This window comes from Bacillus sp. 1A (assembly GCF_052682215.1).
Genome location: NZ_JBQYLZ010000001.1, coordinates 1,345,631 through 1,360,310, shown reverse-complemented (window position 1 = coordinate 1,360,310; position 14,680 = coordinate 1,345,631). Strand labels below are relative to the sequence as shown.

Below are 14,680 nucleotides of genomic sequence, written 5' to 3'. Positions count from 1 at the left end.
GACAGTAATCGACATGCTCTTTAGAATTTTTAACAGTTGGTAAATATTTCTTCACTACATTACAGACAGAAAGGAATCGACAAATTATGAAAAAATACCTTGCCGGTCTTGCGGCAGTGTCTGTAGCAGGAGGAGCAGCACCTACACTTGATAGTGTTCAAGCTGCCCCTGAACAAAATACACAAAAAGCTGCTACACAAACTGTCCAAGCTTCCGCATCAAACAGCTCATCTTATACGGTAAACACTAGCGTATTACATGTTCGTGCAGGATCAAGTACTTCTCACGACATCATCTCGCGTGTTTATAACGGTCAATCATTAAATGTGATTGGCGAAGAAAATGGTTGGTTCAAAATTAACATTAATGGAAAAACAGGATTTGTTAGTGGCGAATTTGTATCAAAAAATGGAGCAAGCAATTCTAATGTAAGTACAACAGGTGGGACCAATAAAGTTACTGCCGATGTATTACGTGTGCGTACAGCTCCTAACACTTCTAGTTCTGTTTCTGGGCGTGTATATGCAGGACAAACGTTAAACGTTGTCGGCCAAGAAAATGGTTGGGTGAAAATCAACCATAATGGACAAGTAGGTTATGTAAGTGGCGAATTCGTATCTGGCGTTTCTTCTAATGCAGGTTCTTCAAACAACAATACAAATAATAACAACCAAGAATCTGTAAAACCAGCAAGCGGAAACTATACAGTAAATGTATCTTCCCTTCGTGTTCGTACAGGTCCTAGCACTTCTCATACAACTGTAGCTTCTGTTACAAAAGGACAAGTTGTACAAGTTGTTGGAGAAGTTCAAGATTGGTTCAAAATCAATTATGCAGGACAAACTGCTTACGTAAGCAAAGACTACGTAACAAAAGGCGGTTCTAACGACAACGTTACACAAGGAAACAACCAAGATAACAAACAAGAACAAAACAATAATGTAACTGTTCAAACTGGCGGTACTTACGTTGTTAACGCAACATCTCTACGCGTTCGTACAGGCCCTGCTGCTTACCATAGTGTAATTGGTGGCGTGTTAAATGGTACTACATTAAACGTAGTTGGATCTGAAAACGGTTGGTTTAAAGTAAACTATCAAGGAAAAACAGGCTTCGTTAGTAGCGAGTTTGTAAAATTCGTTAAAGGTGGCACTGCTACTCCTGAACAACCAAAACAACCTGATCAAGGTGCAATTGGTGACTACTACATTAATGCTTCTGCACTAAACGTACGTAGCGGCGAAGGTACAAATTATAGAATCATAGGCGCACTTCCACAAGGACAGAAAGTTCAAGTAATCTCTGAAAACTCTGGATGGAGCAAAATTAACTACAACGGTCAAAATGGTTATATCGGAACACGTTTCCTATCTAAAACACCAGTTGGTGGCGCTGTAAATAATAAGCCTAACGACAACCAAAATAACAATCAAAACAATAACAACAATAATACAGGCAATAATAGTGGTGATAGTTCTTCCATACTTGCATACGCAAAAGGAATGCAAGGCGTACCATACGTTTGGGGCGGTACTTCTGCTACTGGTGTTGACTGCAGTGGTTACATCTACCACGTATTTAAGAAATTTGGTCATAACATTAGTCGTCAAAGTGTTGCAGGATATTGGAGCAGCTTACCACAAACTTCAAGTCCACAACCAGGTGACTTAATTTATTTCAAAGACACTTATAAAGCAGGTCCTTCTCATATGGGTATTTACCTTGGAGGCGGATCATTTATTCAAGCCGGAGATAAAGGTGTCGCAATCGCTTCATTAAGCAATTCTTATTGGAGTAAGCACTTCTTAGGTTATACGAAAGCACCTTAAGTTATATTTTAGAGCCTTCTAGATTACTAGAAGGCTCTTTTTAATATATGTCACCTATATCCCCGAAAAAATAATGTATCTATTTCCCTATTTCATACACTATATTCTACAAAAACACTCCATAACGTTATCATAATGTATATTTTCACATAAAAAACATAACCTATTTCATGTCTAATCATTTTATATGTGTTTTTTTAAAGAATTTTCTTTTTATTTAAACTTTTCGTTAGACGTTTGACCTCCGATGTCCATTATGATAAGTTACTTAAGATGTTATATTCGTAAACGTATAGACAACTGGTTTATACACTTTTTTTACTATGAGGAAGGAGCATACACTGCATGAATCTTTTATGGGGAATTGGCGGCGTGATTGGAGTATTAGCAATTGCTTTCTTACTATCTTCCAACCGCAAAGCTATTAATTGGCGCACAATTTTAATCGCGCTAGCATTACAAATGTCATTTTCATTTATCGTATTACGATGGGATGCCGGAAAAGCAGGTTTAAAATACGCTGCAGATGGCGTTCAAGGATTAATTAATTTTTCTTACGAGGGAATTAAGTTCGTTGCTGGGGATTTAGTCAACGCAAAAGGCCCTTGGGGATTTGTTTTTTTCATTCAAGCACTACTTCCAATCGTATTTATTAGTTCATTAGTTGCAATCTTATATCATTTCGGTATTATGCAGAAATTTGTTAGTGTCGTTGGTGGTGCATTAAGTAAACTTCTTGGAACTTCTAAAGCAGAAAGTTTAAACTCAGTAACCACTGTATTTTTAGGACAAACTGAAGCTCCAATCTTAATCAAACCTTACTTAGCACGTTTAACAAATAGTGAATTCTTCACTATTATGGTAAGTGGTATGACAGCTGTTGCCGGATCAGTTCTTGTCGGCTATGCAGCAATGGGTATTCCGTTAGAACACTTATTAGCAGCAGCAATTATGGCAGCTCCATCAAGTTTATTAATCGCGAAACTAATTATGCCAGAAACAGAAAAAGTAGATAATAACGTTGAACTTTCTACAGAACGTGAAGATGCAAACGTTATTGACGCAGCAGCACGTGGTGCATCTGAAGGTATGCAACTTGTTATTAACGTAGCAGCCATGTTAATGGCTTTCATCGCATTAATCGCTTTATTAAATGGTCTGTTAGGATTAATTGGCTCTCTGTTCCATATTAAACTTAGCCTTGATTTAATCTTCGGTTACTTACTATCACCATTTGCAATCTTAATCGGGGTTTCTCCTGGTGAAGCTGTACAAGCAGCAAGCTTTATCGGTCAAAAACTTGCAATCAACGAATTCGTTGCATATGCAAACTTAGGACCACACATGGCAGAGTTCTCTGCAAAAACAAATTTAATTTTAACATTCGCAATCTGTGGATTCGCAAACTTCTCTTCTATCGCAATTCAATTAGGTGTAACAGGAACGTTAGCTCCTACTCGCCGTAAACAAATTGCACAGTTAGGGATTAAAGCAGTTATCGCTGGTACATTAGCAAACTTCTTAAATGCAGCAGTTGCAGGTATGATGTTCCTATAAAGTGAAACTTTAATCAGTGGGGGTTTTCTTCATCCCCCACTGATTATTAGTTGAACCAATCGGACTTTTATGGGCAGTTGATCCTCACCTAACTTCTTTGCTTTCGCTGAATTTTGAGGTGGGGGTCTTACTGCCCATTAAAGTCGGATAAAATGACGCAAAGTCTCCTCTTTCTAAAGAGGGGGCTTTTTATTATATGTTGTATATTTTTTTGGTATATATTAAATACTTTATGCTTAAATATAAGAACATTATGATACAATAATTAGTAAGTCTGTTTATTTTTTCTTGCAAAATAGAGATACTACTTGTTGTTGCTCTCCAAAATAACCTAGTCATCCGGTCTATTTCTTAATAATTGTGCATACTACAAGTATCCTTGCATGAATTACCTTTAAGGAGGAAAGTTTTGTGAAAGATAACTTCTATAAAGTCCTCTCTATGTGGATTTTACAAATTTTATTTTATTTTACAACTGTACATGTAACGCAATATGAGCATGCTATCATTTTCACAATTATATATGTAATTGTTAATGTACTATTTCTATTATTGACTGATAAAACCGCATTTGTTCTCTTTATATTAGGAACCATTACTTCGGTATTCTATCTGTTCTACCAAGCATGGCTTTACTTATGGAGTACATCAGAACAATGGGAATACATTATTACTCACTTCCTAATGGCAGCAAACTTCTTCATCGTATATATCTCAACTCATTTATTAAAGAAGGTTATTCATGAAAATAAAGAATTAACCAAACGTGTGAGAACGTTAGAACAATACATTGGAGAATCAAAATTATTAACAAGACAAGAATTCGAAAGACGACAAGCATTATTAATCACTGCAATGAATCGTCGTAATGAAACAGGTGTTATTATTTACTTTGATTTCAATTCCTTTAGTAAATATACAAAGGAAAGTGTTATGAACCGTGTAGCTTCATTATTAGTTGAAACGATAAGAGATGACTTTGATCTTGCTGCTGAATACGATAATAATAAGCTCGTTATTTTATTACAAAACACAAATGAAGCCGGTGCTGACATTGTAATGAACCGTCTAAAGCCAAAAATGGAGCAATGGCTTGCTGCTGAAGCGATCCAAGATATACAAATTTCACGCGAGCAAATTGGGAACAAAGGAAAGACGTTATTATGATGACACTCGTTATACTGCTTTTATTCCTTCTGTTTTGCGTACTCGTTTTTTGGATTAGTATCACATTTTCGATTAAGTATATACTTATCTTTACAGCCTTTCTATTCTCTGCCTTACTTGTTTACTATTCTTTCTTAACACTCGCAGGTTTAGTTCACCGAAATAGTAAACGAAAAGATCGTACGCTAGAACATTATCCAAGCGTCGACATTTTAATACCAGCCCACAATGAAGGGGTCGTTATTAAAGATACTTTAGAGGCGATGGCAAAGATTGAATATCCAGGTAAACTAACTGTTTATTTATTAAACGATAACTCTCAAGATGAGACACCTGAAATTGGTGACGATTTTGACAAAGCTTATGCTCATATTCGTCACATTCGTGTTCCGGCGGGTGAACCAAAAGGGAAATCGCGTGTATTAAACTATGGTCTTAGTATTTCAGATGGTGAATACTTCTGTGTGTATGATGCAGATAACCAGCCTGAACCACATGCACTGCGAATGCTTGTAGAACACGCTGAAACAACCGAGGATGCTGTTGGAGCTGTTGGTCACGTTCGTACTGTAAATGAAAACAGAAACTGGCTAACACGAATGATTTCATTAGAATTTCAAATCTTCCAGCTCCTTATGCAATCAGGACGCTGGTTACTATTCCAAACAGGTTCACTAACAGGAACAAATATGCTTCTTCGTCGCTCTGCATTAGAAGAACTTGGCGGTTATGATCCGTATGCAATTGCAGAAGACGCTGAATTAACATTACGAATTACACAAAAAGGCTATCTCTTACCAATCGTTCCAGAATCAATTACATGGGAACAAGAACCTGAGCATTTAAAAATCCTTATTAAGCAGCGTACACGTTGGCTCCAAGGGAACTTGTACATTTTAGAAAAAATGTTTTCTTCCTTAAGTTTCTTTAAAGGAAAACTTCTCGTCCATTCCTTACAACAAGTTTTAGTGTATGTTGTATTTTGGCTATTCTTAATCATCTCGAACGTTTGGTTTGTAATTGGGTTACTCGGGATATTCCAAATTCAATATAGCATTCCGCTGCTATTTATGTGGTATGTCGCATATATTACATATGTTTCTCAATTATTTAGTGCCCAGAGTGTGGAACGAACCTTTACACCAACTAATATTTTTATTAGTGTTATCATGTACTTTACGTACGCACAGCTCTTTACGTACTTATTCATTCGCAGCTTAATTTTATACTTACGTGCAAAGAGCAAGAAACAAGTCATTGGCTGGGATAAAACAGTTCGATTCAAAAAAGAAAAGTAAAACTTTAATCAGTGGGAGTTCTCCCACTGATTTTTATTTTGTAAATAAAAATCAGCACAGAGCGCCGTATGCTCTGTGCTGATTTATTGCCGTATAAATTATATATATCAGACAATACCCCTTAGCTGAAAGTAATTTCACGTCCATCCCCCAACGAACGATTGACCTTCATTTATATACGAAAAAGTGATTGCTATTTTTGTAGAACCAATTGCTTCTCTTGCTGTTCTTTGCGCGTTTCAGTCTTAGGTTCCGTGCTTTCTTGGACACTACGATGTGCCACACGTTTCAAACAAATATGCTTCCACTTTCTTTCGTAACGTTTCATTATTCTAGATGTCCCCCTTGAATGCGCTTTAAAACTATTTGAAATCGCTTACAGGAAATAATATAGCACATATACATAAACGTGACAACACATTTCCGACAATTTTTTGTCAAAAATATGAATAGAACCCGCAAGATATCGAATATTGTCGAAATGTATCGATTTTTCTTTGTATAAAAGGCATACTACTTACATAGTAAAGTATTTTATTTCCCTTACGTGGAGTTCAAATTCCTTCTATATAAAAAAGAGCTGATACATAATCAGCTCTTTTTTCTTCTATTATTAATGACGCTTCATACGTCCTTCTTTTTGTAACTCTTTAAATAATGCCGCCATCATAAAGAAAATAACGAAGACGAATGGGAATGCTGCAATGATAGCTGCCGTTTGTAAGGCTTCTAATCCACCTACATATAATAAGATAGAAGCTAATGCTGCTAGAACGATACCCCAGATCATTTTAATACGGTTTGGTGGATTTAAACTACCATGTGTCGTTAACATCCCTAAAACAAATGTCGCAGAATCTGCAGATGTAATAAAGAATGTAGAAATCAGAAGAATTGCTAGAACAGATAAAGCTGATCCAAAGCTTCCCATCTGATCAAACATAGCGAACAATCCTACTTCAGTCCCCATCTCTTTAATTTCTTTAAAGATATGTGCATCGCCGAACAGCTCCATATGAATACCCGTCCCGCCGAAAACAGAGAACCAAAGCGCACCGATTACAGTCGGTACGAGTAACACACCGATAACAAACTCACGAATCGTACGTCCTCGTGAAACACGGGCAATAAACGTACCTACAAATGGTGACCATGCAATCCACCATGCCCAATAGAAGATTGTCCACGACTGAATCCATTGGTTTCCACCTTCATCTAATGGACTTAAGCGGAAGCTCATGCTTGGCAATTCCTGAATATAAGAACCGATTGTTGAAGTGAAGTAATTCATAATAAAGTTTGTTGGACCTGCAAATAATACAATAATCATAAGTGCAAACGCCAAAATAATATTCGCATTACTTAAATATTTAATTCCTTTATCAAGACCTGTTTGCGCAGATAACATAAATAACACGGTTACGATTGCAATAATAACTAACTGTGTCGGCAATGAATTCGGGATAGATGTTAAATAACTAACACCACCAGCAATTTGTTTCGCACCAAGACCTAATGATGTTGCGACACCAAACACAGTTGCGAAAACAGCTAACACATCAAATGAATGAGCAATACGTCCATGTTCCCCGCTTTTGAATAACGGGCCTACTGTCGCACTAATTGTACTTGCTTTTCCTTTTCTAAAAGTAAAGTAAGCAATACACAGCGCTACAAATGCATATAGTCCCCACGGATGTAATCCCCAATGGAAAAATGAAAAACGTAATGCAAGACGTGCACTTTCCTCAGTTGCACCTTCTCCAAACGGAGGTGCGTACAAATGGTTTAATGGTTCAGCAACGCCCCAGAAAACTAAACCGATACCCATACCAGCGCTAAATAGCATAGCAAACCATGTCATATAACTATAATCAGGTTCATCATCATCTTTACCTAAACGAATAGAACCGTATTTCGAAACAATTAAAAAGATAGACACAACTAAAATAATAGAAACAGAAATAATATAGAACCATCCAAACTTACTAACCAATACCGTTTGAATCGCAGTCGTTACATTTCCTAGGCTACCTTTTCCAATAATAGATTCGGGAATAATCCCCCAAATTGTAAATGCAATACATAATGTTAATGAAACGATGAATGTTTTTGTCAGTTTCCTCATCAAATCCCCCTTCGTAGGTTTCACTTTTGTAAATAACATAAATTCCGATATGTAAAATCGGATAGAAAACTATAATTTTACGGTGATTTTCTTACTTTCACCTTCACCAACTAGAATTCTTATGGACAGCCTTACCTTCCGTATAATCTTTTTACTCTGCAAGAGCTATAAGATCGAAATACTGCTGTCAAATTGTGCGAGAAAAATGCGGATGGGAATGTGTTTTCCCAAAAAAGGATGTGTTACAGATGTAAAAAAGGGCACTTTTCTTCCTTGCAACCCTTTCTGTTTGTAACAATTATGCGGTTTTTTTGCTAGTATATAGCACGTGTTTATAGTTTCACAAACGAAATGTTTATGTTTATATAACTATATTACCCATAAAACGGTAAAATACTCAAGGAATGTAACTGTTTAGTAAACATTATGTAATACTCCCGTAATATTTTTATTTACGCCGAAAACAATATGTTGTATTAAATATTTTGAATATAAGTAGAAACCTACTAATCATATAGAATGAAAAACGCTTTCTTATGTTTTTTGCTATATTACAGGATGTTAACGACTGATTACGAATGGTTTGTAATTGTGTGTTTTCCTCAAATCCGAAAAAATCTGTTGCTATAATGAGGACACGAAAACAAACGCAATGGAGGCTATCATGAAAAAATTAATTGGAATAGCAACAGCAGCAGTTTTTGGTCTTGGGATTTTCACATCATCTGCTAATGCAGAAACTGTTGTAACAACAGACGTACTAAATGTACGCGAAAACCCTACTACGGAATCAAAAGTTGTCGGTAAATTACTAAACGGGAATAAAATAGATGTTCAAAATACAGAGAACGGATGGTCAAAAATCACTTTAGATGGTAAAGACGCATTCGTAAGTACAGAGTTTACAAAAAGCATCTACTACGTAACAGCTAACGTATTAAACGTACGTGCTGAAGCGAACACAAACTCAGAAATTCTTGGAACGTTGAAGAAAGACGATATGATCGAAACAACGAACCAAGTACAAAATGAGTGGTTACAATTTGAATATAACGGGAAAACAGCTTATGTTCACGTTCCTTTCTTAACAGGTACAGCACCTGTTATCGAGAAACAAGAACAACCTGCTCCTGCTAAAACTGTAGCACCAGCTAAAGCGCAAGCACCTGCAGCACAAGCAAAACCAGCTGCTAAGCCTGCTGTGAAAGCTGCTGAAACTAGCACACCTTCTGGTGGTCGTGAGTTAACAGTTGTAGCTACAGCATATACAGCTCACCCAAGCGAAAACGGTGGCACATACGGTGGTCGTGTATTAACTGCAATGGGTCATGACTTAACAGCGAACCCAAACATGAAAATGATCGCTGTTGACCCGAAAGTAATTCCATTAGGATCTAAAGTATGGGTTGAAGGTTACGGAGAAGCTATCGCTGGAGATACTGGCGGTGCAATTAAAGGTAACCGTATCGACATTCTACTTGGATCAGATAGCGCTGCTCAAAAATGGGGACGCAAAACTGTTAAAGTGAAAATTTTAAAATAACCAATGACTGCTAAAGCCAGTTCTCTTTGTTGAGAGCTGGCTTTTATTTTTTTATAATAACTATAAGGAGGTTATGTTCATGAATGTACAAGCAAAAGTAGACTGGATCGGTACACCAAAACCGTATATATATAAAGATGAAGTAACATACGACGCTACTTCCATTGACTTTTCACTCGCTGGCGATGACAATCGATATAAATTAATTGTGCTCAGCTTTGAAGAAAATACACATTACAAAATTGTCCAATATGGAATCAAACCCGGCTCACAAAAGCCATTTCCTATCGATATTCCATTCGAACAAAACATGTTACCAATTATAGAACAAATATTACATGATCCATATGTGCAAGCGATATTAAAGGAAACGCGCTCCTAATTGTAAAAAAGGATATCACCTCGTCAGATTTTTTCGGCTAAGTGATATCCTTTTTATTTTCCCTTCGTAAACACGAGTAGAGAAAAATATATTAACGGTTCGACACAAAATATCGATTTACCGACAAAGATTGACAAGTGAAGTAAACTACAAAAAAGATGCCGTTCAAAAATATTGAAAAACACCTTTCCATCTCCATTCATAGTTACAATATGATAATTCAAATTTCATTTTTTCTGTTTTGAGCATTTTTTGTTTATAATGGTAAAGGAAAGAAATATGTGTACGGAGGAATATTATGCTGCAACACTCAATTACGAAAGATGAAATTATGATGATTGCGAATGAGTTCGTTCAAGGACTAGATCCACAGCAAACAGCTGATCAGGAACATGTCGCTACAGCTCGGCACCTATATCGTAGTGGTGTTGTCTACAACGTTGACTTTGATGGTTATACGCTATCAGGAACTGTAGATGCTGCAGGCAGCGTATATAGCGTCCATATCCCGATTCGTAACGTCGCTGAAAGCTATTGCGATTGCTTTGCACCAACACAATGTGAGCATATGCTCGCTGTTTTACTATCTGCAGCATCTAGTTTCGGGCAAGTAGGAGATGTATTAACTTTATTTAAAAATAATACGAAACCTTCCCTTCCTCCTATTCGAACTGCAAGACAAGTATTGCAATCATCAGCGTTTGAAGAAACGGATTATAAAAGTTGGCAATCGTATTTTGACAACGAATATGAATCATTTAAAAAAGAACAAGCTCGGCTTACTTATAAACAAATGTATTTTCTTATGAGTATTTTTACAGACTTCTATACGAAACTCGAGCGGAAAGCTCCGCGTATCGTTGCGATACATGAGTTGTTCAGGCTACATGCAGCGCTTTATTGCTTTCAAAAATTATTAGAAGAAATTCAGGACTTCGAAGCAAATAAAACGTATTCTTATCACCAGCCTGTTAACGTCGTTCGCTTATTTGTAGATAAAGTGGAATCCATCGTTCGGGACTTACAATCAGAAGCGATTCCTTCAGAGTCTGAAACAATTTTGCAAGAAACAGCTCGTCTCGTTCACGAAGTATTCTTCTCCACCGACGCCTATACGCAAGAAAGATTTTTTATTTATCGTCACATATGGAGTGAACTCTTACACAATAAAGAGAAACTGCAAGAAGAAGAAAAGCGAATAGATACGAAAATCAATCCACTTTCCAAAGCATTAGCATCTTCTCATCTACTCTTTTTAAATGACGAAGACCTATTAGCGATGGACTTACTAAAGAAACAGCCTGCTTCTGTTGTAAGTCTGTACTTCTATTGGTTAGAAGAGCTATTAAATACAATGCAGTGGGATCGTGCGAAAAACTGGCTTTCCTTTACGTATAAACAAGTGAAGAAAACGATACATGAGCACGAAAATACGATTTTCATAAAAGATATCGTTCGCTTATTTGTCATCATGTATGAAACGTATGCAACCCATACAAATGAACAAGCCGGACTCGAAATGATTTTGCAAGAGCTACTACCATATAGTTTCGCAAACTATGAGCAATACGTACTCGCGAAAAAGCAATATCGTACATGGGCAGAACTTCAGCTCTTACATGGGTTTGAAGCAATTGAACTTTTGAAAGAGCCGCTGAAAGATATTGAAAAGGAAGCACCAGAAGCAGCCCTTCCTCTTTATCACCTTGCTGCTACCGAGGCCATTGAAGAGCGAAACCGCAAATCATATAGACGTGCAGTTCGTTACTTAAAGAAATTACGTACATTATATAAACGATTAAAGCGCACTGATGAATGGGATGCTTTCATTATTCACATCGCAAACTTACATTCACGTCTGCGTGCACTACAAGAGGAATTACGGAAAGGAAAATTAATCGATGATCAATCAAACTGAAGTAACAATTAGGCTCCAGCACGTTAGTCAAGGTTGGTTCCTTTGGGGAGAAAATGACAGCGGTACTCCATTATCCGTAACAAGTTGGAAACGAAATGCATTTACGTGGCACTCCACTTCCTTCTACGGCACGTTTCTAAAAGAAGCGACCTTTGAAGGAAAACAAGGTGTTATGCTAACAAACGCACAAGCATTTGAATACATCGCTAATAAACCGATGAACTCCTTTGCACATATTCAAATGAATGGCCCCATTACAGCACTTACGAAAGATGCGAACGAATTATGGGATGCCTTCACAAGCGGTAGCTTCGTACCTGATATGGAGCGTTGGTCTCAGCAACCATCTTGGAAAGTGCAAAATACCCCAATCGAAGATGACACATTGGCATCTCTTTTCTCGGCCGCGGTAAATGAAAGCATATTACAAGATAACCGTTCAAACGATGGATGGGAAGATGCCAAGAGACTTTATGAACATTACGACTTTACGAAAAGACAATTGGATGCAGCACTACATGAAGAAGATTGGCTTCGAAAAATTGGTTACATTGAAGATGACCTTCCCTTTACAATCGGACTACGGCTACAAGAGCCGCAAGAAGAATTTGAAATGTGGAAGCTTGAGACAATTGTTACACCAAAGCGCGGGGCACATCGCATATATGTATATGAAAGTATCGATTCTTTGCCAAAACGATGGCACGATTATGAAGAACGTATCCTTGAAACACAAGAAGGATTCAGTAAGCTCGTACCGTGGTTAAAAGAAGGCGATACATTCCGAAGTGAGCTCTTTGAAACAGAAGCGTGGAACTTCTTAACAGAAGCAAGTAACGAATTACTCGCTGCAGGTATTACGATTTTACTGCCATCCTGGTGGCAAAATTTAAAAGCGACAAAACCAAAATTACGTGTGCAGCTGAAGCAAAATGCCACGCAAACGCAATCTTTCTTCGGCATGAATACACTCGTTAACTTTGACTGGCGCATTTCAACAAACGGCATTGATTTATCCGAAAGCGAATTTTTCGAACTCGTTGAACAAAACAAACGGTTATTCAATATAAACGGTCAATGGATGAGACTGGACCCAGCCTTTATTGAAGAAGTACGAAAGCTTATGAACCGTGCCGATAAATATGGACTAGAAATGAAAGATGTCCTTCAGCAACATTTATCAAACACTGCTGAAACAGAAATTGTAGAAGAAGATAGTCCATTTACCGATATTGAAATCGAGCTAGATGGATATTATGAAGAGCTATTCCAAAAACTATTGCACATTGGAGATATTCCAAAAGTAGATGTCCCTTCTGCACTAAACGCAACACTCCGTCCGTATCAACAACATGGCATTGAGTGGTTATTATATTTAAGAACGCTTGGATTCGGAGCATTATTAGCTGACGACATGGGACTTGGAAAAAGCATTCAAACGATCACTTACTTACTATATATAAAAGAGAACAATCTCCAAACAGGCCCTGCTTTAATCGTGGCACCGACATCTGTTCTTGGAAATTGGCAAAAAGAATTTGAGCGTTTCGCACCAAATTTACGTGTTCAGTTACATTATGGAAGTAACCGAGCGAAAGGCGAATCATTTAAAGACTTCCTTCAATCAGCAGATGTTGTATTAACATCTTATGCATTAGCTCAGCTTGATGAAGAAGAACTTAGTACGTTATGCTGGGATGCTGTTATTTTGGATGAAGCGCAAAATATTAAAAACCCACATACGAAACAGTCGAAAGCAGTACGAAACTTGCCAGCAAATCACAAAATCGCTTTAACCGGTACACCGATGGAAAACCGACTTGCCGAGCTTTGGTCTATTTTCGACTTCATTAATCATGGATATCTCGGCAGCTTAGGACAATTCCAGCGCCGCTTCGTCTCACCGATTGAAAAGGACCGTGACGAAGGAAAAATCCAACAAGTTCAACGTTTTATCTCGCCGTTTTTACTGCGTCGTACGAAAAAAGATCAAACCGTCGCATTAAACTTACCAGATAAACAAGAACAGAAAGCTTATTGTCCACTTACTGGTGAACAAGCTTCCTTATATGAACAACTTGTTCAAGATACATTGCAAAATGTAGAAGGATTAAGCGGGATTGAAAGACGCGGATTTATATTACTCATGCTGAACAAACTTAAACAAATTTGTAACCATCCCGCTCTTTATTTAAAAGAAACAGAACCAAAAGACATCATCGAACGTTCCATGAAAACGAGCACGCTAATGGAACTAATTGAAAATATAAAAGATCAAAATGAAAGTTGTTTAATCTTCACACAATACATCGGTATGGGGAACATGCTAAAAAATGTGTTAGAAGAACATTTCGGTCAGCGCGTCCTCTTCTTAAACGGTAGTGTACCGAAGAAGGAACGTGACAAAATGATCGAGCAGTTTCAAAACGGAACGTATGACATTTTCATCTTATCGTTAAAAGCAGGTGGAACTGGCTTAAACTTAACCGCTGCCAACCATGTCATTCACTACGACCGTTGGTGGAATCCAGCTGTAGAAAACCAAGCAACAGACCGCGCATATCGTATTGGTCAAAAACGTTTCGTTCACGTTCATAAACTTATTACAACGGGGACACTCGAAGAGAAAATTGATGAAATGTTAGAAAGAAAACAATCCTTAAACAATGCCGTCATTACAACCGATAGTTGGATGACCGAACTATCTACAGATGAACTAAAAGAATTACTTGGTGTATAAAGTGAAACTTTAATCAGTGGGGGTTTTGTTCATCCCCACTGATTATTAGTTGAACCAATCGGACGTTTACGGACAGTTGATCTCCCACCTAACTTCTTTGCTCCAACTGAATTTTGAG

The 14,680-nt window shown here is 37.5% G+C and carries 9 protein-coding genes; 8 read left to right on the top strand and 1 reads right to left on the bottom strand.

Going from position 1 to position 14,680, the window contains the following annotated elements; translation table 11 throughout:
- Window positions 1-86 precede the first annotated feature (86 nt).
- The 4 genes from ACUN0F_RS06795 to ACUN0F_RS06780 all read left to right on the top strand — a co-directional run bounded on the left by ACUN0F_RS06795 (window position 87) and on the right by ACUN0F_RS06780 (window position 5,851).
- Window positions 87-1,829, top strand: coding sequence for a C40 family peptidase (locus ACUN0F_RS06795; protein WP_445539291.1), 1,743 nt, complete (start codon window positions 87-89; stop codon window positions 1,827-1,829).
- 345 nt (window positions 1,830-2,174) lie between these two features.
- Window positions 2,175-3,386 carry a NupC/NupG family nucleoside CNT transporter gene (locus tag ACUN0F_RS06790; protein WP_064476164.1) on the top strand — a complete coding sequence of 404 codons (1,212 nt, stop codon included), beginning with the start codon at window positions 2,175-2,177 and terminating at the stop codon, window positions 3,384-3,386.
- Between the two features lie 411 nt (window positions 3,387-3,797).
- Window positions 3,798-4,553 (top strand): GGDEF domain-containing protein, encoded by a 756-nt coding sequence (locus tag ACUN0F_RS06785; protein ID WP_445539290.1) that lies wholly within the window; start codon window positions 3,798-3,800, stop codon window positions 4,551-4,553.
- On the top strand, window positions 4,550-5,851 hold the full coding sequence (locus tag ACUN0F_RS06780) for a glycosyltransferase family 2 protein (protein WP_000988744.1): 1,302 nt from the start codon (window positions 4,550-4,552) through the stop codon (window positions 5,849-5,851). Before ACUN0F_RS06785 ends, ACUN0F_RS06780 begins: the two co-directional genes overlap by 4 nt.
- Before the next feature lie 613 nt (window positions 5,852-6,464).
- On the opposite strand, the gene opuD is transcribed toward ACUN0F_RS06780, so the two are convergent.
- Window positions 6,465-7,979: a glycine betaine transporter OpuD gene (gene opuD, locus ACUN0F_RS06775; RefSeq protein WP_264461349.1), complete on the bottom strand. Its 1,515-nt coding sequence runs from the start codon at window positions 7,977-7,979 to the stop codon at window positions 6,465-6,467.
- A gap of 664 nt (window positions 7,980-8,643) precedes the next feature.
- Here opuD and ACUN0F_RS06770 point away from each other — a divergent pair.
- The 4 genes from ACUN0F_RS06770 (at window position 8,644) to ACUN0F_RS06755 (ending at window position 14,562) form a co-directional block, all read left to right on the top strand.
- A complete protein-coding gene (locus ACUN0F_RS06770; RefSeq protein ID WP_046955549.1) occupies window positions 8,644-9,522 on the top strand; it encodes a cell wall-binding protein EntA in 879 nt (292 codons plus the stop codon).
- Between the two features lie 79 nt (window positions 9,523-9,601).
- A complete protein-coding gene (locus tag ACUN0F_RS06765; RefSeq protein WP_046955548.1) occupies window positions 9,602-9,904 on the top strand; it encodes a DUF3910 family protein in 303 nt (100 codons plus the stop codon).
- 298 nt (window positions 9,905-10,202) lie between these two features.
- Window positions 10,203-11,822 (top strand): SWIM zinc finger family protein, encoded by a 1,620-nt coding sequence (locus ACUN0F_RS06760; protein ID WP_046955547.1) that lies wholly within the window; start codon window positions 10,203-10,205, stop codon window positions 11,820-11,822.
- Window positions 11,806-14,562: a DEAD/DEAH box helicase gene (locus ACUN0F_RS06755; RefSeq protein ID WP_000610133.1), complete on the top strand. Its 2,757-nt coding sequence runs from the start codon at window positions 11,806-11,808 to the stop codon at window positions 14,560-14,562. The genes ACUN0F_RS06760 and ACUN0F_RS06755 overlap by 17 nt, the downstream gene beginning before the upstream one ends.
- Window positions 14,563-14,680: the final 118 nt, after the last annotated feature.

Bases quoted from the DNA above. Each gene is read 5' to 3' on its own strand.
- ACUN0F_RS06795 (WP_445539291.1), top strand. From the start codon at position 87: ATGAAAAAATACCTTGCCGGTCTTGCGGCAGTGTCTGTAGCAGGAGGA.
- ACUN0F_RS06790 (WP_064476164.1), top strand. From the start codon at position 2,175: ATGAATCTTTTATGGGGAATTGGCGGCGTGATTGGAGTATTAGCAATT.
- ACUN0F_RS06780 (WP_000988744.1), top strand. From the start codon at position 4,550: ATGATGACACTCGTTATACTGCTTTTATTCCTTCTGTTTTGCGTACTC.
- opuD (WP_264461349.1), bottom strand. From the start codon at position 7,979: ATGAGGAAACTGACAAAAACATTCATCGTTTCATTAACATTATGTATT.
- ACUN0F_RS06770 (WP_046955549.1), top strand. From the start codon at position 8,644: ATGAAAAAATTAATTGGAATAGCAACAGCAGCAGTTTTTGGTCTTGGG.
- ACUN0F_RS06765 (WP_046955548.1), top strand. From the start codon at position 9,602: ATGAATGTACAAGCAAAAGTAGACTGGATCGGTACACCAAAACCGTAT.
- ACUN0F_RS06760 (WP_046955547.1), top strand. From the start codon at position 10,203: ATGCTGCAACACTCAATTACGAAAGATGAAATTATGATGATTGCGAAT.
- ACUN0F_RS06755 (WP_000610133.1), top strand. From the start codon at position 11,806: ATGATCAATCAAACTGAAGTAACAATTAGGCTCCAGCACGTTAGTCAA.